At 72.0% G+C, this 20,704-nt stretch carries 15 protein-coding genes and 1 pseudogene (1 of these 16 cut by a window edge); 5 read left to right on the top strand and 11 right to left on the bottom strand.

The features are described 5' to 3' along the window. Positions 1 to 1,677, top strand: the 3' portion of a protein-coding gene (locus WMF27_RS11250) for a hypothetical protein (RefSeq protein ID WP_437768864.1). Its footprint begins 126 nt before the window's first position; 1,677 of the gene's 1,803 nt are visible here — the last part of the coding sequence; the start codon falls outside the window, past its left edge; its stop codon occupies positions 1,675 to 1,677. Positions 1,678 to 1,842: 165 nt separating this feature from the next. Beyond that, complete coding sequence (locus tag WMF27_RS11255) at positions 1,843 to 2,217, top strand: zf-TFIIB domain-containing protein (protein WP_080598842.1); 375 nt, start codon at positions 1,843 to 1,845, stop codon at positions 2,215 to 2,217. A gap of 97 nt (positions 2,218 to 2,314) precedes the next feature. Here WMF27_RS11255 and WMF27_RS11260 read toward each other — a convergent pair whose 3' ends face one another. The 6 genes and pseudogenes from WMF27_RS11260 to WMF27_RS11285 form a co-directional block, all read right to left on the bottom strand. Beyond that, positions 2,315 to 3,148, bottom strand: coding sequence for a class II glutamine amidotransferase (locus WMF27_RS11260; RefSeq protein ID WP_437768863.1), 834 nt, complete (start codon positions 3,146 to 3,148; stop codon positions 2,315 to 2,317). Next, the gene (locus WMF27_RS11265; RefSeq protein ID WP_437768862.1) at positions 3,141 to 4,559 is read right to left on the bottom strand and encodes a hypothetical protein; all 1,419 of its coding nucleotides are present in this window, start codon (positions 4,557 to 4,559) and stop codon (positions 3,141 to 3,143) included. The genes WMF27_RS11260 and WMF27_RS11265 overlap by 8 nt, the downstream gene beginning before the upstream one ends. Positions 4,560 to 4,567: 8 nt before the next feature. Then, the gene (locus tag WMF27_RS11270; RefSeq protein WP_437768861.1) at positions 4,568 to 6,073 is read right to left on the bottom strand and encodes a hypothetical protein; all 1,506 of its coding nucleotides are present in this window, start codon (positions 6,071 to 6,073) and stop codon (positions 4,568 to 4,570) included. Positions 6,074 to 6,382: 309 nt separating this feature from the next. Then, complete coding sequence (locus tag WMF27_RS11275) at positions 6,383 to 6,835, bottom strand: hypothetical protein (protein WP_437768860.1); 453 nt, start codon at positions 6,833 to 6,835, stop codon at positions 6,383 to 6,385. A 52-nt stretch (positions 6,836 to 6,887) separates the two neighbouring features. Then, positions 6,888 to 7,028 (bottom strand): annotated as a pseudogene (locus WMF27_RS11280) (LysR family transcriptional regulator); the annotation flags it as partial. Continuing rightward, the gene (locus tag WMF27_RS11285) at positions 7,018 to 7,854 is read right to left on the bottom strand and encodes a hypothetical protein (RefSeq protein ID WP_437768859.1); all 837 of its coding nucleotides are present in this window, start codon (positions 7,852 to 7,854) and stop codon (positions 7,018 to 7,020) included. The gene WMF27_RS11285 and the pseudogene WMF27_RS11280, both read right to left, overlap by 11 nt. Positions 7,855 to 8,390: 536 nt before the next feature. On the opposite strand from WMF27_RS11285, the gene WMF27_RS11290 reads away from it, so the two are divergent. Further along, positions 8,391 to 9,539, top strand: a complete 1,149-nt coding sequence (locus WMF27_RS11290) for a polysaccharide pyruvyl transferase family protein (protein WP_437768858.1) — start codon at positions 8,391 to 8,393, stop codon at positions 9,537 to 9,539. 5 nt (positions 9,540 to 9,544) lie between these two features. Next, a complete protein-coding gene (locus WMF27_RS11295) occupies positions 9,545 to 11,113 on the top strand; it encodes an FAD-dependent oxidoreductase (protein ID WP_437944528.1) in 1,569 nt (522 codons plus the stop codon). Positions 11,114 to 11,154: 41 nt separating this feature from the next. Here the strand turns inward: WMF27_RS11295 and WMF27_RS11300 are convergent, their stop codons facing one another. Next, positions 11,155 to 12,303 (bottom strand): ATP-binding protein, encoded by a 1,149-nt coding sequence (locus WMF27_RS11300; RefSeq protein WP_437768857.1) that lies wholly within the window; start codon positions 12,301 to 12,303, stop codon positions 11,155 to 11,157. Between the two features lie 286 nt (positions 12,304 to 12,589). On the opposite strand from WMF27_RS11300, the gene WMF27_RS11305 reads away from it, so the two are divergent. Beyond that, a complete protein-coding gene (locus tag WMF27_RS11305; RefSeq protein WP_437768856.1) occupies positions 12,590 to 16,576 on the top strand; it encodes a serine/threonine-protein kinase in 3,987 nt (1,328 codons plus the stop codon). A 37-nt stretch (positions 16,577 to 16,613) separates the two neighbouring features. Here the strand turns inward: WMF27_RS11305 and WMF27_RS11310 are convergent, their stop codons facing one another. The 4 genes from WMF27_RS11310 to WMF27_RS11325 all read right to left on the bottom strand — a co-directional run bounded on the left by WMF27_RS11310 (position 16,614) and on the right by WMF27_RS11325 (position 20,673). Then, positions 16,614 to 17,822, bottom strand: a complete 1,209-nt coding sequence (locus tag WMF27_RS11310) for a pyridoxal phosphate-dependent aminotransferase (protein WP_437768855.1) — start codon at positions 17,820 to 17,822, stop codon at positions 16,614 to 16,616. A 616-nt stretch (positions 17,823 to 18,438) separates the two neighbouring features. Continuing rightward, entirely contained in the window at positions 18,439 to 19,827 is a 1,389-nt protein-coding gene (locus tag WMF27_RS11315) for an IS1380 family transposase (RefSeq protein WP_437763081.1), read from the bottom strand. 36 nt (positions 19,828 to 19,863) lie between these two features. Then, positions 19,864 to 20,166 carry a hypothetical protein gene (locus tag WMF27_RS11320; RefSeq protein WP_437768854.1) on the bottom strand — a complete coding sequence of 101 codons (303 nt, stop codon included), beginning with the start codon at positions 20,164 to 20,166 and terminating at the stop codon, positions 19,864 to 19,866. Positions 20,167 to 20,322: 156 nt separating this feature from the next. After that, positions 20,323 to 20,673, bottom strand: coding sequence for an amidase family protein (locus tag WMF27_RS11325; protein ID WP_437768853.1), 351 nt, complete (start codon positions 20,671 to 20,673; stop codon positions 20,323 to 20,325). Positions 20,674 to 20,704: the final 31 nt, after the last annotated feature.

The raw sequence follows: 20,704 nt of genomic DNA on the forward strand, positions 1-20,704 counted from the left end.
GCGGTGCGCAGGCTCGCCTCGGTCTGCTTCTGGATCACGATGGCGCTCTGCCTCGCGCTGCTGGCGTGCAAGACGGTGGTGCGCTTCGACCTGACGACGCTCTGGGACGACGCGTACATGTTCCAGCGGTACGCGCACAACATCATCGCCGACCACAGCGTCTCGTGGAACCCCAAGGGGCCGCCGTCCTACGGGCTCACCTCGCTCGCCTTCATCGTCGCCGCCGTGCCGTTCCACCTCATCGCCGGCGGCAACACGAGCCTCGCGGCGATGCTTCAGAGCCTCGTCTGGGGTCCCGTGCTGCTCGTCCTGCTCGCCCTGCTCGTCCTGCGGGCGGCCGGCGACGGCAAGGTCGCGCGCCTGTCCTGCTTCACCCTCGTCGCGTTCTGCGTCGCCCGGTCCACGCTGACCGACCACTTCGTGAGCGGCATGGACACGTCGTTCGGCCTCTGCTTCCTCACCGCGTACCTGCTCCTCACGCTGCGGCTGCTCGGCGCGGCCCGGGTCGCCGGCGGCGTGGCGCTCGGCGCGTTCGGCGGGCTCGCCTTCTCGGTGCGGCCAGAGCTCACGGCCTACGCCGTCCTCGTCCCGCTCGCGCTCGTCGCGCTCGAGCGCGACCGCGACCGCCGGCGCTTCGGGCTCGCCGCCCTCGCCGCGACGGCGGGCGTCCTCGCCCTCCACCTCGTGGCCGCCAAGCTGTACTTCGGCTCGCCCCTCCCGCTCCCGTTCTATGCCAAGTCGACGAACCTCTACGGATCAGGGATCCTCCGCGCCTACCGCGGCCGGCCGACCATCGATCTCGTCGACTGGCTCGAGTTCTTCTGGCCGCTCGTCACCGTCATCGCGCTCGACGTCCTCGTGGGCCTCGGCGCGCGGCAGGCGAGCCCCGGCGCGCCGGCAGGCGAGGGGCGGAGGAGCGGCCCCAGGGCCTTCTGGGCGGAGTCCTCTGCGTTCGACAAAGGGGTCCTCGCCGCGACGCTCCTGTGCCTCGCGTACTCGTGGCTGTTCGTCGTGCCGATCATGGGGTTCTCGCAGCGGTTCTATTACGCGCCGCTGCCAGGCCTCATCTACCTCGCTTGCCGGAGCGCCACCCGGCTCGCGCGGACGCTCTCCGACTCGGTCGGCCAGCCCGCGCCGGCCGCCCTGCCCCTGGCCGGCGTGGGCGCGCTGGCGATCCTCTGGCTCCAGCTGTCGACTCCCCTCGCCGCGGCAGGCAGGGACCTCGCCGGCGCCGTCGCGGCGAAGCGGCTCGGGCATTTCAACATCGTCAAGCACGGCAGCACCTCGGGACCGCAGAAATACTGGTTCGCGATCGATCGCGTCTCGAAGCTCCCCGACGACCTCGTCATCGCCACGACCGAGGTCGGGATGCTCGGCGCGATGAACCTCAAGAAGACGATCATCGACATGGCCGGCCTCAACGACCTGCGCTTCGCGCTCGAGCCGTTCTCCGCGGACAGGTTCTTCGAGGCCTACAAGCCCGATCTCATCTACATGCCACACCCTCATTACGTGCAGATGACCGAGGATCTGACGGCCCACCGCGAGATGTCCCGTTATGTCGTCTACTCGAAGGCGAAGCTCAAGACATTCGAGTTCGGCATCGCCGTCCGGCGCGACAGCCCCTACTTCGATCGGTTGCAGCAGATCGTGAAAGAGAAGATGGGCTCGAAATGACGTCGCCCGCCGCGCGGTGCGCGCGGTGGGGGACAGCCCGCCCGCCGGCTGGCGACCGTGCATGCCGCCGACCGTCTCCGGCGAGGCGATCGACGCTCTTCCCGCGATCCGGGTCGTCTGATACCATCGCTCCCGACCGCGGCGCCTGCCGCACTGGAGCGTGACGTGAACTGTCCGAAATGCACCGCCTCGATGGATGTCGTCACCTTCGGCGGGATCGACGTCGACCGGTGCACGGCGTGCGGCGGGATCTGGTTCGACAGCCGCGAGAAGGAGTCCCTCAAGGCCATGGCGGGCTCCCAGCAGATCGACACCGGCGACCCCTCGGTAGGGCGGAAGAACAACCAGATCCGGCGGGTGCCGTGCCCCCGCTGCTCGACGCCGATGGTGCGCATGGTCGACCCGGAGCAGTCGCACATCTGGTACGAGAACTGCAGCGTCTGCGGCGGCGTCTACTTCGATGCCGGCGAGTTCCGCGATTACAAGGAGCACACGCTGAGCGACTTCTTCCGGGACCTGTTCGCGCGCCCGCGCAGCTGACGGCGTGCCCGCGCCCGGAGCCGCGGACACGGGCTCTCCTCCGCCGTGCAGCTCAGCCTCGAGGAGCCCGCCCGGCTGCCTTCGTGGGCGCGCTCGATCAGGGGACCCCGGGCCCGGGCTCCTCGGCGGCTGAGCCCTCGCGGGCCTCGGGGAACGTCGCCAGGAGCTCGCCGGCGCGGAAGACCCACAGGGTGCCGGGCGTCGCCTTGCGCCAGAGCTCGTCGCGCGTGAGCGGCTCGGTGGCCACGACCGCCATGCGCGCGTCGGGGCCGACGCCGTGGAGGTCGTTGAAATTCACCTTGAGATCCGCGTCCACGAGCGTGGCCTCGCCGAACGGGGCCTGGCGCAGGATGCAGGACAGGTGGTCGCCGCAGCGGGCGAAGAGGTGCTCGCCGTCCGCGAACAGGAAGTTGAAGACGCCATCGGCGCCGAGCTCGTTCCCGAGCTCGTACAGCGTGCGCCCCAGCTCCCGTCCGTCGGCCGGGTAGCTCGCGCCGTACGCGCTCCGGATCGCCTCGAGGAGGACGCAGAACGCGTGCTCGCTGTCGGTGTCGCCGACCGGCGTCTCGAGGTGGAGCTTCCGATCCCTGACCGTGGGCAAGGTGCCGTTGTGGGCGAACACGATGTGCCGGCGGTGGAGGACCCGCATGAAAGGGTGCGTGTTCTTCAGGGCTGCTACCCCGCGCGTCATCTTGCGCACGTGCGCGATGGCGAGGGCCGTGTGGATCGGGTTCTCGCGGATGAACCGCGCGAGCGGGCTCGAGAAGGCCGGGTGAGGCTCGAGGAACGTCCGCGCGAACAGCCCATCGTACAGCGAGACGCCCCAGCCGTCCGCGTGAGGCCCCGTCTGCCCGCCGCGGAGCGCGAGCCCCGTGAACGAGAACACGATGTCCGTCTGCACGTTCGACACCATGCCAAGCAGCTCACACATGACGGGCACCCTCCCGCGACGCGCGCGCGCCATCGACGATCACGAGCCCCGTGACCCCGCCTCCCGCGGAGACGTTGCTGATCTCCGAGGCGGAGAGCCGCACCATGGCGCCCTCCATGCGCATGGTGAAGGTGGGGAGCGGACCCTCCACGCCGCGGGCGAAGACGAAGGGGCAAAGGTCGAAATAGACCTGCTCTTCCTCCACGGCGCCGCCGCGGAACGTCGGCATGCGCGCGGTGCGCGGGCGGCGCCGCTCCTGCACGATGCAGGGCCGATCCGCGGCGGCCCGGACGGCCTCTCTCCAGGCCGCCGGCGTCGCCGTCCACCCGAGCAGCACGCCTTTGCCGCCGTACTCGTCGTTCGGCTTCAGCGCGAAGCTCTCCTGCTCTCCGAGGAGGAGCTCGACGAGATCCACCTCCCGGCCCCGCCACGCGGCGCGGCCGGCGGTCACCCGGCGCGTCCAGGGGACGTGCTCCGCGATGGCCGCGCGCTGCTCGGGCGTGAACAGGCCCGAGAACATGGGGTTGCTCAGCACGGCGAACGCCGCCTTCTTGTTGAGGGGCCTGATCCGGAACGAGTTCGCCACGTACGCCGCGCGATCGCAGTAGGCGCGGATCAAGGGGTGATTCAGGCCGCGCCGCGCGACGAGCTCCTGCGTGATCACGCGCCGGTAGACGAGATCGATCCGCTCCCCGCCCGCTCCGAGGCGGCGGCCGTCGTACGTGAGCTCGTCCGGATCGACGATCCTTGTCCGGTGCCCCTCGGCCGAGAACAGGTCGGCGAGCACCCTGAGCTCGGCCGAGGTGTCCACCGTGGCCCAGTCGACGATGGTTATCGCGGGCCGCGCGTCGCGCCCGCCCCACGCGGCGTAGCCCTCGCGCAGGGCGCCGAGGAGCGCCCGGTGCGGCGCCGGCGTGCGGAGGCCATGCCCGTCCCGGAGCGGCGCGAGGTGGGGGAGCGCCATCAGCGTCCGCTCGACGAGGATCTGGTCGGTGAGGCCGGCGGGGGAGTCGGCGTTGTACTCGATGAAGGAGAAGCCGCCGTCGGTGATCAGCATGTCGAGGCGCCCGACCGTGTGGAGCGGCCCCGGGCCCGGCACGATGGCCGCGAGGGCGCGCTCGTCCGCGGAGAGCCCGACCTCCTCGGCCAGGAAGTCGTCCCGGATCGCGCGCTGCGCGACCCTCTCCAGCGCGGAGGCGATCTGCTCGGCTGCGGGGGCGATCGCGGCGAGGTCGTGCTCGGCGATGAGGTACGGCCGCAGGTGGCGGCACAGCGGGCGCGCGCCGTGGACCAGCCCGAGCCGCCGCTGGGCCTCGAGGAACGCCTCGAACCGCGCCGCATCCATCGCCCCCGGCGCGGTGAGCCGGGCGTCGAGCTGCTCCGCGAGGGAGCTCGTGGCGTCCTGGCTCATTGACGACCTCATGTCGCGCCCGCGCGCGGGGTCCCCCAGGCGTGCACGGGCTCGCCGGAGTCGACCTCGGCCATGTAGCGCTCCAGCATCTTTCTCAGCGCCTCCTCGCGCGACGCGGAGCCCATCTCCAGCGCCGAGAGCGCGCGGAGCTGCCATGTGGCGCCGGTGATGCCTCTGGCGACCCGCGCCTCGAAGATCCGGAGATAACGGCGGGCCTCGTCCCCGTCGACCCCCGCGGTCACGAGCCCCTCCTCGACCCGCGGCAAGAGCGAGAGGAGGAGATCGCGCGCCCGGACGCACCTCGGCGCGGCCCCCGGTACGGCCGGCCAGACGAGCTCGGCGTCGAGGCCGTAGTGCGCCGCATGGTAGAAGTTCCTCACGGCGAGCTCGAAGGGGAACGACGGCAGGAGCTCTCCGATGGAGGGCGCGAGCGCGAGGACGCCTCCGAGCAGGAAGCTCCCGTTCGCGAGCATGTCATCGAGCGTGGGCCCGGACGGCAAGGCGCGAAGCTCGATCCGCAAGTGGCCGTCGCCGGCCGGATCGTACACCGGTCGATTCCAGTTCCAGACGGTGCCGTGGTGCAGGCGGAGCTCGTGGAGCTGCGGTATCCCGCCGGCCCGCGCGCAGCCGACGACGTCCTCGTCGCCGCACACGGGGAGGATGGGCTCGTGCAGCGCGACGCTCTCCATGAAGAGCTCCGCCGCGCCGTCGCGCACCCAGCCGGTCCCGAAGCCGATGCGGGCCGGCATCTTCCAGTCCGCGCCGGGCGCCGGCGGGCGATCGTCGCCGGCCTGCTTGAACACCGCCACCCGCGTCTCGTGCCACAGCCTGTGGCCGAGGAAGGTGGGCGAGTTGCACGCGGCCGCGAGCGCGGGCGCGGTCATCATCATGGCGGCGTTGAACAGCCGCGCGAAGGCGTCGGGCGTGGCCCGGAGGTGGATCTGAAAGGCGGTGTTCGCCGCCTCCATCGCGGGGTCGTCCGACGTGAGCTCCAGCGGCTCGGCGCCGTCGATCCGGATATGGAAGGGCGCCCTGCGCAGCCTGCAGAGCCCCGCGGCGAGCGCCCGATACCGGGGCAGGTTCGTGATCGTCGCAGGGCTGAAGTCGCGCCGCTGGAACGTCGGCAGGATGCTGACCGGTACCACGCGCGCGCCCCGCGCCGCCGCGCGCTCGCGGATCGCCTCGACGGTCGCGCGCATCTGCTCGCGCAGCGCCGAGAGCGGCCTGCCGGCGAGCGGCACCGGCTGGGTGCTGAGCTCGATGTCGAACGCGCCCATCTCCGGCGTGATCATCGGGCTCGCCGCGGCGCGCGCGATCTCCGCCCCGAGCGGCACGGGGCGCGCCTCGCGATCGACGAGGAACATCTCGAGCTCGGCGCCGATCGTCGCTTCCCCGTGGCCGAACCCCGGCCGGGCGAGCACCGTCTCCAGCGCCGCGAGGTTCTGCTGGAGCCGCGTCTTGAAGAGCCGATAATCGACCGTCTTGAAGTGGTCTTGCTGGATCTCGATGCCCAAGGGACCTCCCGCTGCGATCCCGGCGAGGGCCCGTCCTCCAGCACGGCGAGCGCCGTGGGCCCCAGGAGAGCTCACCGCCGGGATCGCGATGTTCCCGCGCCCTACGCGCCGCGCAATGCAAGCGCAGGGCCACGGACGGCGGTCTCGACATGAAGAAGGCCGGAGACCGCAGCCCGCAGGCGTCGAGCTCGATCGGTGTGGCGCGGATGCAGCCTGTGGCAAAACGCGCCGTGGGCGCCGTGGGCGCCGTGGGAAGGGGTCCTCTGAGTTTCGCGCAGGTATCGGGCAGGTTTCATCCCGGGCGCGGGCTCATCGGTCGACGTGCGGGACGCGCTCGACCACACACGCGCCCGCCTTGCAGCGAGCGACCGAGTCCTCCTTCGGCGCCATGCACTTGGCGACCGGGCAGCTCTCGGCGGCGCAGCTCGCGGCGCGCCACTTCTGGAGCTCCGCGAGCGCGTCGCGGTGGAACGCCTGGTCGCACGGTGGGCACAGCTGGTCGCAGCACTGCCCGGCCCGCGCGCAGGACGCCACGCAGTCGGCGTCGGCCTCGCACCGAGGCTCCGACGCTGCAGCGCGCGGTTCGCCGGCCGCCGGCGGGGGCTGCGCCGCGGGCGAGGTCTCCGCCCCCGGCGGGGCCTGCGACGCGGGCGGAGCCTCGACCCCTGGCGGGGCCTGCGGCGCGGGTTCCTTGGTACAGGCGGCGAGGCAGGCGAGGCCAGCGAGCACGAGCGAGCGAGAGGGCAGCAGCGATGTCTTCATGCCGGCCATGATGGCACGGGGCGAGCCCGCGGCGGCTCCGTTCATCGGTCAGGCGCAGGGAGCGCGTCGTCCGGACGAGGAGCGAGACGCCGAGCCGCTGCTCGAGCTCCTGCACCCGCGCGCTGAGCGTCGCCTTGCGCGCCCGCATCGCGCGGGCAGCCGCGGTGAACCCATCTCTGGATCTAGAATTCAGCCATCAGCCCTATCGACGGGTAGACGATGAAGCTGTCGAGATCGAGCGCGACCGCCCGCTGACCGAGCACAGTGAGCTCACCGCTCGAGAAGATCTCCGCCATCGTCAGCTCGAAGCCGAAGAACACGTGCTTGTAGCCGAACGCCACGCCGGCCTGGCCGCCCAGATAGAACCCGGTGCCGGAGAACGACGCGAGCTCGCGCTCTCCCGCGTAGCCAGTGAAGGCGGGCAGGTCCAGGACGAGCGACGTGTCGAAGGTCGTGAACATCAGGCGAGGGCCGCCCCAGACCCGGTACCACGTGCCGGCCTTCCCGATCTGGATGGGCAGATCGACCTGCCATCGCGTGAAGTCCTCCAGCTCGACGATGCCCAGGATGCTCCCGACGGGGAACTCCATCACGTAGCGCCCGACGCCGGCGCCGACCGTCAGATCGACGCCGTGCTCGTCGCTCTTCAGGAGCTGGTAGCGGGTGCCCAGGCGGAACGCGCTGCCGGTCGTGCGGAGGTTGAGCTCCCAGCGGTCGAGCGCGGTGTAGCCGATGCCGAAGTGCGGCGTGACCGAGGGCGGGTTCAACGCGAGCGCGCCGCCCGCCACGAAGAGCGCCTGCCGCTCGGCCTCGGACAGCTCCCGTGACTCCGCGACGTCCGCCAGCGCGACGCCGGCGTCGACGAGCGATGCGAGGGTGCCGGTCGGGATCGAGACGTCGAGCCCGAGCTCGGCCTGGACATGGCCTTTCTTGGCCACATGGGCTGGCTGGAACGTGGAGAGCGCCGGGGCGCAGCCGCAGGTCCACAGCGCGACCAAGGCGAGGGTGCGAGGAAGCATCGGCCGATCACGCTATCATGACCGTTCTCTCGAGGCGCGCGTCGACGAGGGCGCGCCGGTCCCGGACACCGGCCTCTATCTGTACGATGACGACGAGATCCGCGCGGTGGTACGGACGGGGACGGTCATCCCAGGTCGGGGCATTCTGACCGGTCGTCGCGCGGCAGGCCGGCTATCACAGGCGTCCAGGCGGGCGGGTCGCTGGCAGGAAAGGATTGCTGACAGGCCTCGTCCACGACATCACCCGCGGGCACGGCCGGCGCGACCCGCGCCGCGGCTCGCCCCGCGCGCGGCTCCTTGGCCGGGCGCGCCTCGTCGCCTGGCTCTCTCGAGCCACTCCGGATCGTCCGCGCCTGGGCGTGTCCCATCGTGTGTCCTCCGGCGACAGACATTGCGCCTTGCAGTCGCGATGGCAAGCTCCCGCACCGCACTGGCGATCTCGGACGACCGAGCAGGCCGCTGCTGGCGGAGGGCCGCGCTCGACGCGACGTGACGGCGCGGCGATCGAGCGGAGGCGCTCGCGGGAGGAGCCCACGATGGACAAGGCGAACCAGCTGTTCCGAATCGGGATTTCAGGGTCCTACGGCGGCATGAACCTCGGCGACGAGGCCATCCTCGATGGCATCGTCACGCAGCTCCGGGGGTCGATGCCAGCGGAGATCACCGTGTTCTCGCTGTGCCCGGAGGACACGATGATGCGCCACCAGGTGGAGCGCGTCGTCCCCGTTCGTGACCTCACACGAATGGAATCGACCGCCGAGATCGAGCGCCTGGATCTCTTCGTCCTCGGCGGGGGAGGCATCCTGTACGATCGGGACGCGCCGGTCTATCTGAGAGAGGTGCTCATCGCGGAGGAGCGCGGCGTCCCCGTCGTGATCTACGCCGTGAGCGCCGGGCCGCTGTCGGACCCGAGCGCGAAGCAAGCCGTACGGGCGGCGCTGAACGCCGCGGACATCGTCACCGTACGAGACAAGCAGGGACGTCGCCTCCTCGAGGAGGTGGGGGTGAATCGCGAGATCCGCCTCACGGCCGATCCGGCCCTGCTGCTGCGCGAGGAGGCGCTGCCCATCGAGGCCATCCGGGCCGAGGGGGTCGAGTTCGAGCGGCACCTCGTCGGCTTCTCCGTCAGGGAGCCGGGCCCGGCGGCGCCCCACATCGACCCCGACGAGTACTATAGCCTGCTCGCCAACGCCGCCGACTTCGTCGTCGAGCGCCTCGACGCGGACGTCGTGTTCGTGTCCATGGAACGGACGGACGTGCAGCACAGCCACGCGGTCGTGGCCCACATGAAGAACGCCGAGCGGGCAGAGGTCCTGAGGCGCCGGTACACGCCGCAGCAGATCCTCAGCCTCGTCGGGCACCTCGAGTTCGTGGTGGGCATGCGCCTCCACTTCCTGATCTTCTCGGCGCTCCGCGAGACCCCGTTCGTCGCGCTGCCCTACGCGTCCAAGGTCGCGGGGTTCATCGAGGACCTCGAGATGGAGACCCCGCCCCTCGGGAGCATCAGCTCCGGGCAGCTCATCGCCAGGCTCGATCGCTCGTGGGACACGCGTCACGAGATCCGCGCGAAGATCCGGCGGCTGCTCCCTGGCCTGAAGGCCAGGGCGAGGGAGACCAACCAGCTCGTCCTCGAGCTCCTCGCGCGGCGCGCTCCGGCGGCGCAGCCCGAGCGGAAGAGCGCGTGAGCGCGATGGACGTGATCCGGACCGACGTCGCCGTCATCGGCGGAGAGCTCGGCGGCTGCGCGGCTGCGCTCGCGGCGGCACGGACGGGCCGCCGCGTCGTCGTGACGGAGGAGACCCGCTGGCTCGGGGGCCAGCTGACGAACCAGGCGGTCCCTCCGGACGAGCACCCGTGGATCGAGGACATCGGGGCGACCCGGAGCTACCGCGCGCTGCGCCAGGGGATCCGCGAGTATTACCGCAGGCATCTACCGCTCACCGCGTCGGCCAGGGCGCTCCCGCAGCTCAACCCCGGCAACGGCTGGGTCAGCCGCCTGTGCCACGATCCGCGGGTCGCGGTGGCGGTCCTGCACGAGATGATCGCGCCGTATCGGCTCAACGGGCGCCTCCTCGCGCTCCATGCTCACCGGCCCATCTCGGCGTGGACCCACGGCGACCGGGTGACCGGCGTCGTGGTCCGAGGGCTGGAATCGGGGCGCGACGTCCTCCTCGTGGCGGACCTCTTCATCGACGCCACGCCTCATGGCGAGCTCCTCTCGCTCGCGGGCGTGGAGCACGCGCTCGGGGCGGAGTCTCGCGCGGAGACCTGCGAGCCGCACGCCCCCGAGCGCGCGGATCCGAGGGTCCAGCAGGCGATCACCGTCTGCTTCGCGATCGAGCACCACCCTGGAGAGGACCATGTCATCGACAGGCCCTCTCAGTACGAGCGCTGGCGCTCCCTCGAGCCGCCCGGCTGGCCGGGTCGGCTGCTGGACTGGACGGCGGTTCGACCCGATACGCTCGAGCCCCTGACCCGAGGTCTGTTCGCCGCGGAAGACCGGCATCCCTGGTGGACCTTCCGGCGGATCCTCGACAGGACGGTCTTCGAAGCGGGGTTCGCGCCGAGCGACATCACCATCGTGAACTGGCCTCAGAACGACTATTGGTTCGGGCCCGTCTGCGGCGTCGACGAGGCGGAGGCCGCGCGGCACCGGGAGGAAGCGCGGGACCTCAGCCTGAGCCTTCTGTACTGGATGCAGACCGAGGCGCCTCGCCCGGACGGCGGGGTCGGATATCCAGGCTTGCGCCTCCGCGGGGACGTGGTCGGCGGCACGGTCGACGGCCTCGCGCCAGCGCCCTACATCCGCGAGTCCCGCCGGATCCGGGCCGAGCTCACGGTGCTCGAGCAGCACATCGCGTATCCGCTCCGGCCCGACGGCCCCGCGATGTTCGAGGAGAGCGTCGGGATCGGGTGTTATCGCATCGATCTGCACCCGCGCGTCGGGGGCCCCGGGTACCTCGATCTCGGCTGCTGGCCGTTCCAGATACCGCTGGGTGCGCTCATTCCGGTGCGGGTGGAGAACCTGTTGCCGGGCGGGAAGAACCTTGGCGTCACGCACATCACGAACGGCGCCTACCGGGTCCACCCTGTGGAGTGGAGCGTCGGCGAGGCGGCGGGGCTGCTCGCGACGTTCTGCCTGGAGCGCCGCGTGCTGCCGCGGCAGGTGCGCGCCCGGAGCTCGCTCCGCGAAGAGCTCCAGGCGCTCCTGGTCCGCGAGGGCATCGAGCTGGCCTGGCCGGCGCTGAGGCCGGTCTGAGCCAGCGCCGGGCCACGGCGTGTGTCGGCGAGACGACCGCGCTACGACGAACGGGGGAGCTTGACGCGGAACGTGGTGCCCTCCTCCTGCGTGCTCGTGGCCTGGATGGAGCCTCCGTGCGCGTCGACGATCGATTTGACGATGAAGAGCCCGAGCCCGAGCCCTTTCGAGCGCTGTACGACCCGCTGGCTCTGCTCGCCCCGGCGAAACGGATCGAAGAGGACGGGCAGCATCTCCGGCGGGATCGGGGGTCCGCGGTTCGTCACCTCGATCACGACGACATTCTTGTGCCCGCGCAGCTCCACCTGCACCGGCTCCTCCGGCGGGCTGTAGTCGACGGCGTTGCCGATCAGGTTCGACAGGAGCTGCTCTATCCGGCCCGGATCCCACTTGCCCCGCCCGTCGCCGTGGGCCGTGAAGCGGATGGTGTGCTCCGGGTGGGCGAGCTCGATCTCCTCGGCCACGCGCTGGCAAATCGCGCGGAGGTCGACGAGCTCCGGTTCGACCGGAAGACCCCGGTGGGAGCGGATGCGCGTCAGGTCGAGCAGCTCCCCGACCATCCGCACCGCCCTCTCGTTGCTCGCAGCGATGCGCTGGGCGAGCCTCGCCACGGCGGTCGTGACGTCCTCGCGCTTGAGCAGGGCGGCGGTGGCGAACCGGATGGCCGAGAGCGGGTTGCGCAGGTCATGCCCGAGGACCGCGATGAACAGCTCGTGGAGCGTGACGTCACGGCGGAGATCGGCCGAGCTCGCGCGCTCGTACTCGACGGCCGCGGTGATCATCACCTCGTCGAGCGCCGAGTGCACGAGCTGGGCCTCCTCGCCGCCGAGCACCACCCCTTCCCGCGCGCACAGGTCCACGATCACGGCGCGAAGGACGCCGAGCTCGCGCAGCTCCTCCGCGAGGGTGTAGCCCTCGGCGATGCGATGCGAGACGTGCACCTTGGCGGACTCCGAGCTGCCGATCTCCGTGCCGCTGGCTCTCTCCGGCGCGCCCGGCTGCGCGCTCTGCGCGAGCGAGTCGATGAGGTCGTCGAGGAGCTTCGGCGTGTAATCTCTCAGCTCGTCATCGGTGAGCTCACAGGTCCGTGAAATCTTCGGTTCACTCCGCAGGCGAGCTATCCACAGGCGTATGATCTCCTCGCTTCGCTCACGGAGCAGGACCGTGATGCGCGACAACGTGTGGCTCACGTGCGCTCTCCCCCCATCGACGTCGATGCGCTTCGTCATTCGGCGCGGCGCAGTCGGCCATTGTCATGGATCCCGCAAAGCCCCCCAGGAGAAACACGAGCCGGACGGAGCCAGGTAGCCGAGGTGGGAGTCGTCGGCGAAAGACGGCCTCCGCGGCGCTGAGGCTGCCCGTGTCGACGTGCTCTGAGGCAGGAAGATTCCAGGCAAGGAGGCAGAGGACGCTGCGTCGGTCCTGGCCGCGCGCTCCGCCCTGGCACGCGCGGCGTGCGTGCCCGATACTCCGCGCATGCGCCCCGGGGACCTGTTCGCAGGTCGCTTCGAGCTCGATCGCGTCGCAGGATCCGGGGGAATGGGCGCGGTCTATCGGGCCATCGACCGCGAGACCGGGGAGCCCGTCGCCCTCAAGGTGGGGCTGCACACGGAAGCCGCGCAGACCGAGCAGGCCGAGCGGTTCCGCCGGGAGGCGCGGGTCCTCGCGGGGCTTCACCACCCCGCCATCGCGCGGCACGTCGCCCACGGCGTCACCGCCGAGGGCCGGCAGTACCTGGCCATGGAGTGGCTCGACGGCGAGGATCTCGCGGCGCGGCTCCGGCGGGGGCCGCTGGGCCTCGACGAGAGCCTCGCGCTCGCCGCGCGCGCCGCCGAGGCGCTCGGCGCCGTGCACCTGCGCGGGGTGGTCCACCGGGACGTCAAGCCGGCGAACCTCTTCCTGCCGGGCGGCGACGTCGCGGCGGTGAAGATCCTCGACTTCGGGATCGCGCGGGCCCCCGACGTCACGTACACCCTGACCAACCCCGACGCCCCCGTGGGGACGCCCGCCTACATGGCGCCGGAGCAGGTCCGCGGCGAGCCCGACATCGACGCGCGCGCCGACCTGTACGCGCTCGGGTGCGTGCTGTTCGAGTGCCTCGCCGGGCGGCCGCCGTTCGGGGGGGTGCACGTCGTCGCGCTGCTCACCAAGGTGCTCTTCGAGCAGGCGCCCCGCCTCCGCGAGCTGTGGCCCGGCGCGCCCCCGGCGCTCGACGCGCTGCTCTCGCGCCTCCTGGGCAAGGATCGGCGGCTGCGGCCCGGGGACGCGCTCGCGGTCGCGGCGGAGCTGCGCGCACCGGAGATCCGCGAGGCGAGCGCGGCGCCCCTTGCGCCGTCGGTCGGCCTCACGACGGCCGAGCGGCGGCTGGTCAGCGTGGTGCTGGCGGCGCGCCGGGCCGAGCCGGCGCACCCGCCGCAGCCGGCGCAGGCCGTGTCCAGCGAGGCGAGCACGGCGCCGGCGCGCGGCCTGACCCATCAGCGGCGCTGGCCGCTCGCCCTCCTCCAGGCGATCCGGAGGACCGTCGACCTGCACGGCGCGCGCGTGGAGCTGCTCCGGGACGGATCGATCGCGGCCCTGCTCACGGGGGCCGAGGCGCCCACGGATCTCGCGGCGAGCGCGGCCCGGTGCGCCCTCTCGCTCAAGGCGCTGCTCCAGGCCTCCGACGTGGCGCTCGCGACGGGCTGGGAGGTCGTGGACGGGACCCAGCCGCTCGGGCCCGTGATCGACCGCGCCGTCGCGAGCCTCACGGCCGCGGAGCGGGGCGCAGGGGAGGCGCTCCGGCCGATCGCGATCGACGCGATGACCGCGTCCCTCCTCGGCCCGCGCTTCGAGGTGGCGCACGGCGAGCGCGGGGCGGCGCTGCTCGGCGAGCAGGAGCCGCTGGAGGAGGCGCGCGCGCTGCTCGGCAAGCCGACGCCGTTCGTGGGGCGGAGCAGCGAGCTGCGCTGGCTCGAGCTCCTCTTCGACCAGTGCGCCTCGGAGCCGTGCGCCCAGGCGGCGCTCGTGATCGGCGCGGCCGGCGTGGGCAAGTCGCGGCTCCGCATCGAGCTCGCGCGCAGGGTGCTCGGCCGCGAGGCGCCGCCCCAGATCTGGACGGCGCAGGGCGACGCGGTGCGGGCCGGGGCGCCGCTCGGGCTGCTCGCCCAGGTGGTGCGGCGCGCGGCCCAGATCGCGGAGGGCGAGCCGCAGGAGCGCGGCCGGGAGAAGCTCGCCGCGCGCGTCGCGCGATCCGTGGACGCCGCGGAGCAGGCGCGGGTGACGGAGTTTCTGGGCGAGGTGATCGGCGCGCCGTTCCCGGACGCGGATCGGCGCGAGCTGCGCGCCGCCCGGCAGAGCCCGATGCTCATGGCCGACCAGGTGCGGCGCGCCTGGCTCACCTTCCTGGAGGCGGAGTGCCGCGCCGGGCCGGTGCTCCTGGTGCTCGAGGACCTGCACTGGGGCGACCTGCCGACCGTGCAGCTCGTGGACGCGGCGCTCGGGCAGCTCCGGTCGAGCCCGCTCCTGGTGCTGGGGCTCGGGCGGCCCGACGTGGACGAGGTGTTCCCGGGGCTGTGGGCCGAGCGGGGAGCGACCGCGATGCGGCTCGGGGCGCTGCCGGCCCTCGCGTGCGAGCGGCTGGTGCGCGCGGCGCTCGGGGAGCAGGCGCCCGCGGAGCAGGTGGAGGGGCTCGTGCGGCGCGCGGCGGGGCACCCGTTCCTGCTGGAGGAGATGCTGCGCGTGGCGGCCGAGGGCGCCGAGGGCGCCGTGGGCCGCGACGCGGGCGAGGCGCCCGAGGCCGCGCTCGCCATGGTGCAGGCGCGCCTCGAGGGGCTCGATCTGGAGGCGCGCCGGGCGCTGCGCGCCGGGAGCTTGCTGGGCGAGGTGTTCTGGTGGGGCGCGGTCGCCCGGCTGCTCGGGGTGGACCGGGACGACGCCGCGCTCGCGGGCTGCCTGCTCGCGCTGGAGCGGCAGGAGTGGATCGCGCGGCGGCCCGCGTCCCGGTTCCCGGGCGAGGTGGAGTACGCGTTCCGGCACGGGCTCGTGCGCGACGCGGCGTACAGGATGCTCACCGAGGCGGATCAGCGGCTCGGGCACAGGCTCACCTCCGAGTGGCTGGAGCGCGCGGGGGAGCGGGACGCGCTGGTCCTGGCCGGGCACTGCGAGCGCGGCGGCGAACCCGAGCGGGCCGTGCGGTGGCTCTGCGCCGCGGCGGAGGAGGCGCTCCGCGGCAACGACCTCGCGGCCGCGCTCGCGCGCGCGGAGCGGGGCGTGGCCTCCGGGGCCAGCGGGCGGGATCTCGGCGCGCTGCGCCTGGTCCAGGCCGAGGCGCACCTGTGGCGCGGCGAGCTGTCGGCCACCGAGGCGCGCGCGACGGAGGCGGTCGCGCTGCTCGAGCCGGGCTCGGGCGCATGGTACCGCGCGCTCACCGCGGCGCTGATCAGCGCCAGCAAGCAGGGCGGCGTCGAGCGCGCCGGGGCGTGGGCCGCGCGGCTCGCGGCGACGGCGCCCGCCGAGGGGGCGCTGAGCGCGGTGGTGCTCTGCCTCTCCGGGTGCGCGGCGGAGCTCATGCTCGCCAACCAGCACGCGACCGCCGACGCGCTGCTCGAGCAGAGCCTGCGCCTCGCGGGGGAGCCTCCGGCCGTCGACGACGAGGCGGTCGGGGGGCTGCACCAGACCGTCGCGTTCCGCGCCGCGCTCGCGGGTGATCACGCCGCCGCGGTGGACGCCCTGGAGGTGGCGGCCGGGGCGTTCGGGCGCGCCGGCGACCGCCGACAGGCCTGCTCTGTCCAGCTGAACATGGGCTTCATCCTCACCGAGCTCGGCGCGATCGAGCGCGCGGAGCAGCTGCTGCGCGCGGCCGTCGCCCAGGCGACACGGATGGATCTGCACGAGGTGCTCGCGACCGCGCGCCAGAACCTGGCGCACGCCCTCCTCCAGGCGGGCCAGATCGACGAGGCCCGCGCGCTGCTCGAGCAGGCCATCGACGCGTCGCGCCGGCAGGGCAACCGGCGCATGGAGGGGCTCTCGCGCGCGTACCTCGCCCGGGCGGCGCTGCTGTCGGGCGACGGCGAGGCCGCCGCGCGCGAGGCGGGCGCGGCGGCGGCGCTGCTCGACGTGGCGCCGCTCCTGCGCGCGGTGGCGCTGGCCCTCCTCGCGCGCGCCCGGATGGGAGGGGGGCCCGAGGGCGCGGCCGAGGCGCTCATCCACGCGCAGGAGGCGTTCCGTCTCATCGAGGACGCGGGGATGGCCGAGGAGGGAGAGTCGCTGATCCGCCTGACCTACGCCGAGGCCCTGCGCGCCGCCGGCGAGCGCGAGCGCGCCGCGCAGATCATCGAGGCGGCGCGCGCGCGGCTCCTCGATCGCGCCGCGAAGATCGGCAGGCCGGCGTTGCGGCAGAGCTTCCTGGAGAGCATCCCCGAGAACGCCCGGGCGCTCGCGCTCGCCGACGCGTGGGCTCTGGAGCGCCGTGGGGCTGTCGCCTGAGCGCCGCGTTCCCCAGGGACCTTGAGCCGATTCTCGGCTAAGCAAGCTCCGAGAGCTCGACCTGGCGCACCGCCGGCGCCGCCGTCCTGGAGGGCTCCTCCCTGCGGCGCGGGCGCATCAGGGCGTCGAGCTGCTCGATGAAGCAGGTGTTCTCCGCCGGAAGGCCGACGGTCACGCGGAAGTAGTCGTCGTATCGCTCGTCGCCGAACGGCTCGAAGGCCTTCACCTTCACGCCTCGGGCGAGCAGCGCGTCGTGGATCTTCGCCCCGGACCAGGCCCCGCGCGCGCGGCACAGGATGAAATTGGTCTGTGACGGATAGGCCTCCAGCGCGCGATGCGCTCCGATGGCCGCCATGAGCCTGGCCCGCTCCCTCGCTGTCTGGTGCCGGACGAATCCGAGATGTCCGCCGTCCTGGAGCGACGCCATCGCGAGCTCTGCGGCCAGCTGCCCGACGCGGTGCGGCGTCATCTTGGCCTCCATCTGCGCCACCACCGTCGCGTCTCCCATGGCGTACCCCACGCGCACCGACGCGAGCCCGTAGGCGAAGGAGAAGCTGCGCAGCACCATCAGGTTGGGGTGGCGCAGCACCAGGTCTGCCATCCGGGTGTTCGGGCTCTCCTCGAGGTAGTGCACGTACGCTTCGTCGATGAAGAAGAGGGAGTCCGGGAACCGGGTGAGCAGCGGACCGAGCTCCTGCCTCGTGATGAGGACGTTGCCCGTGGGGTTGTTGGGGTTGCAGAGGTAAACCAGGCCGTCCTGCCGCGAGAGGCGCGACTCGAGCATTCCCACGTCGAGCGCGAAGCCGTTCGCCGGATGGAGCGGGAGCAGCTCGCATCGCAGCCCCACGCGGACCGCGGACGCAGGCACCTTGGAGTAGGTGAGCCGGGGGGTGATGATGGGATATGCCGTGCGCTTCAGCAAATGGCGCAGCGTCCGCATCGCCGAACGCTTGATCTCGCGCTCGATCAGGAACGGGATGCAGGTCTTGAGCAGCGGGCCGCTCCCGTTGGCGACCAGCACGTTCTCCGGCCTGACGCCCGCGTCGGCGGCGAGCGCGCGCCGGAGATCTCCGTTGTCCCCGGCCGGGTAGCTCCGCAGGGAGATGTTGCCGGCGTGGCGCCGCAGGACGTCGGCGCACCGCTCGGAGCAGTAGGTGCCGTGGTTCAGCGCCATGTCGATGGGCGGCGCGCCGGCCCGGCGATTCGGGGCGTCGGGCGCGTTGCTCGCTGTCGTTCGAGGCTGCATGGAGCGCTCCTCTCGTGGTGTTCAACCAGCATCAACCAGGCGATTCGTCCCCGTGATTCAGGAGGCCACCTTCGCTGGCCAGTTGCAAGAAGGAAGAGCGAGAGGCGCGGCCCCAGGACTTGTGTGCGGAGGCGTGCGACCAGGGTGAGGATGGGCCGCGGTGCGAGCTCGGCTTACGGAGCAGTCGTTGTCCCCCCGCAGGCGCTCGTGGGGCACCCTGTTCGCGCCTTCGTCCCGTGTGGCGCCCGCACAAATCCACAGCGTGCCGGCGGACAACCCGACTGGGCGAGCCCTGCCGCCGCGCGGGCGCTCACGGACTGATCGCCGCCCCGACTGTCGCGTTCCCGACTGTCCCGGTCGTCGCCTTGACGCCCGGGCTTTGCCGCACGACCTTCCAGTGGCAATAGCACAGGTACGGCGAGCTGACGCGACACTCGAACCTGTCAATGCAGTACTGAGCGTGGATTTCGCGCCCACGGGGCACGAGTGGGCCGACGGCGACGCGCGAGCGGCGTTCCACCGACGAATGCGACGTCGATTACAATCGGGCGCGCTCAGCGCGCCGCGAAGGCACACGTCCCCCTTACCCCCACCATGAATTCGGCTGGTTCCGGGCTCAATTGAGCCGGCGAGCGAGCTGCGAGCGCTCCGGCACGTGCAGCTTCGTGCCCCGACTCGAGCGGGCCAACCTTCCAGGGACGAGGATCAGCGCGCGCCGCAGCCACGGCGTTCGCCAGCTCGCGAGGTGCGGAACATGGTCGAGCACATACCGGCGCATCAGGTTGGCGGTCAGCAGCTTCAGCAGCAGCGCGGCATGATTGGCGTTGAAGCTCTGGCTCGGCACGCGACCGCATCCCCAGCCGTGCTTGAGATCGCCGATGAGCGGCTCGATGCCCGCGCGCAGGTCATACCGCGCCGCGACGTCTTCGGGCGCTTCGACCGGCTCGTTGGTCAAGAAGACCTGCACCGTGTAGTCGAGGCCTTCCCAGAGGTAGATCTGCTTGCCGTTGTCCCGATCGCGTGTGCGTACGGCGATCACGCGGACTCCATTCGGCCAACCGCTGCGCCGGAAGGGGACCTCGGTCACCTGCCGTCGAGGACGACCGTCGGCATCCCGGTCGACGGTACGCCATCCGGTGGCGTACGCGACCCTGCCCACCAGATCGGGGCTCATCCGCGCCTTGGTCAGGAAGAAGCATCCCTTCGCGGCGACGGCGTGCATCAAGGCGCTGCAATCCCCCGCGCCGTCGATCCGCACGTAGATGGCCGCGCTCGGCGCTGCGGCGCGCGCCCGGTCAATGCACTCCTCGACGAAGGGCACATCGACTTCGCCGAAGCTCGTGTCGCCCGGTCGCAGCTTGGCCCCGACGATGGCCTCGACCTCGGCGATGCGCGCCAGGATCGGATGATAGCTCGGCCTTCCGCGATAGCGTGGGTTCGGGCCCGGCAGTGCCCCCTCTTGCATCCCGAAGAGCGGCTCCACGGTCGTGTCGACGTCGATGTGCACGAACCGGTGCTTTCGGCGAGCAACGAGGGCGAGCCCGTGGTCGACGACCATGCTGTGCAGCGCGTCGAGCGCCTCCTCATCGAACCGGCACAGGTCCCGGTAGACGGTGTCGATGCTCGGGACGACGCCGCCTGCGAGACGCACGAAGAGCGGATCGACGGCGAGCGCCTCGAGGCCGAAGACGCGCTCCTCGCCGGCGAGCGCGCTGTCCATCAGCAGGCGCATCTGCGCAGCCATCGGGTAGATGACCGTGCGGCCGGTCTTCAGCCGGGAGAACCTGCGGCTCAGGGCCGCGTCGATGCCGAGCTCGCGGATGAAGGCGCCGAAGGGGCCAAGCCCTGCGACGCCCGTCAGGTTCTTCTCCGTGGGCTCGACGTGAATCCCGGCAGGATCTGGCCGCCGGATTCGCCCCGGGTGCCACCCGTCGCCTTTCCTCTTGAACCCGAACTCGCGTCGACGCACCTTGGAGGTGCTCGGCGTGTGCCTTCGTTTGGTCATAGCAACCCGGACGGGTCGCCACGCCGAGCCTTTCTTTCAAGGACTTCCGTTTACGACGACGGATTTCTCACGCCTCAGATCGGCTTCGTAGGCGCGAAATCCACGCTGAGAGAGCCCCCAGCAGTCTGACGACAGCGTTCCACCCTCGCACGTGCAGCTTCCGTCTTCGCTGCACCACCAACTCAGCGAACCGGTGCCCCCGCCGTTGTTCACGAGCGCCTCTGTCACGGCGCTCGTCTCCTCCGGAGCGGTCGTTTCGTCGGGGGCCACGACGCAGCCGGCCAGGAGGCCGGAGGCAAGCGACAGGATGGCGAGCGCGGCGCGAATGGTGTTCTTCATCTGAGCAGCTCCTTGTGAGGGTTCGCTTTTCCCTCAGAGCAAGGCAGGTGCCCGCGCATCAAACCCCCCGCTTCTTCGGGCTATTCCTCGGAGGCGTGCGTGGGCATGTTGCGTGAAACCTCGCTCACTTGCGCGCGTGGTTGAGCGAAACCTCGCTCACTTGCGCGCGTAGTTGCGCATCGCGGGTGGCATCCTGAGGATGCCGCCGGCGCTCCGCCGGTCCCGGGCTGCGGTCGCGAGCTCGGGCCCCGCGGCGCGCGGCGTTGCTTGAAGGACCGCGAGCTTCGGGGGGCCAGCACGAGCGTGCTCGCCTCGTGCCGCACGCGAGCGCCGCCGGGTCGGCCAGCCGCGCGTGAGCAGGAGGTCCTTCACCGAGACAGGCACCCCATCCAGGCGCCCCACCGGCTCGCCTCGAGCCCAGCGCGCCTCGGATGCCCGCGCGGCCACCAGGGCCCGCTCCTCGTCGAGGAGCGCGAACGCGTTCAGCGCGGCTCCGTGGCGCTCCACATGGGCGAGGACGGCGCGGAGCGCCTCGACG

The organism is Sorangium sp. So ce281 (assembly GCF_051527395.1).
In the GTDB taxonomy this organism is placed as follows: Bacteria; Myxococcota_A; Polyangia; order Polyangiales; family Polyangiaceae; genus Sorangium; species Sorangium cellulosum_B.

What these genes read in the sequence shown, in the direction of transcription:
- WMF27_RS11260 (WP_437768863.1), bottom strand. Translation starts at nt 3,148, where the DNA reads ATGTGTGAGCTGCTTGGCATGGTGTCGAACGTGCAGACGGACATCGTG.
- WMF27_RS11265 (WP_437768862.1), bottom strand. Translation starts at nt 4,559, where the DNA reads ATGAGCCAGGACGCCACGAGCTCCCTCGCGGAGCAGCTCGACGCCCGG.
- WMF27_RS11275 (WP_437768860.1), bottom strand. Translation starts at nt 6,835, where the DNA reads ATGAAGACATCGCTGCTGCCCTCTCGCTCGCTCGTGCTCGCTGGCCTC.
- WMF27_RS11285 (WP_437768859.1), bottom strand. Translation starts at nt 7,854, where the DNA reads ATGCTTCCTCGCACCCTCGCCTTGGTCGCGCTGTGGACCTGCGGCTGC.
- WMF27_RS11290 (WP_437768858.1), top strand. Translation starts at nt 8,391, where the DNA reads ATGGACAAGGCGAACCAGCTGTTCCGAATCGGGATTTCAGGGTCCTAC.
- WMF27_RS11295 (WP_437944528.1), top strand. Translation starts at nt 9,545, where the DNA reads ATGGACGTGATCCGGACCGACGTCGCCGTCATCGGCGGAGAGCTCGGC.
- WMF27_RS11305 (WP_437768856.1), top strand. Translation starts at nt 12,590, where the DNA reads ATGCGCCCCGGGGACCTGTTCGCAGGTCGCTTCGAGCTCGATCGCGTC.
- WMF27_RS11310 (WP_437768855.1), bottom strand. Translation starts at nt 17,822, where the DNA reads ATGCAGCCTCGAACGACAGCGAGCAACGCGCCCGACGCCCCGAATCGC.
- WMF27_RS11315 (WP_437763081.1), bottom strand. Translation starts at nt 19,827, where the DNA reads ATGACCAAACGAAGGCACACGCCGAGCACCTCCAAGGTGCGTCGACGC.
- WMF27_RS11320 (WP_437768854.1), bottom strand. Translation starts at nt 20,166, where the DNA reads ATGAAGAACACCATTCGCGCCGCGCTCGCCATCCTGTCGCTTGCCTCC.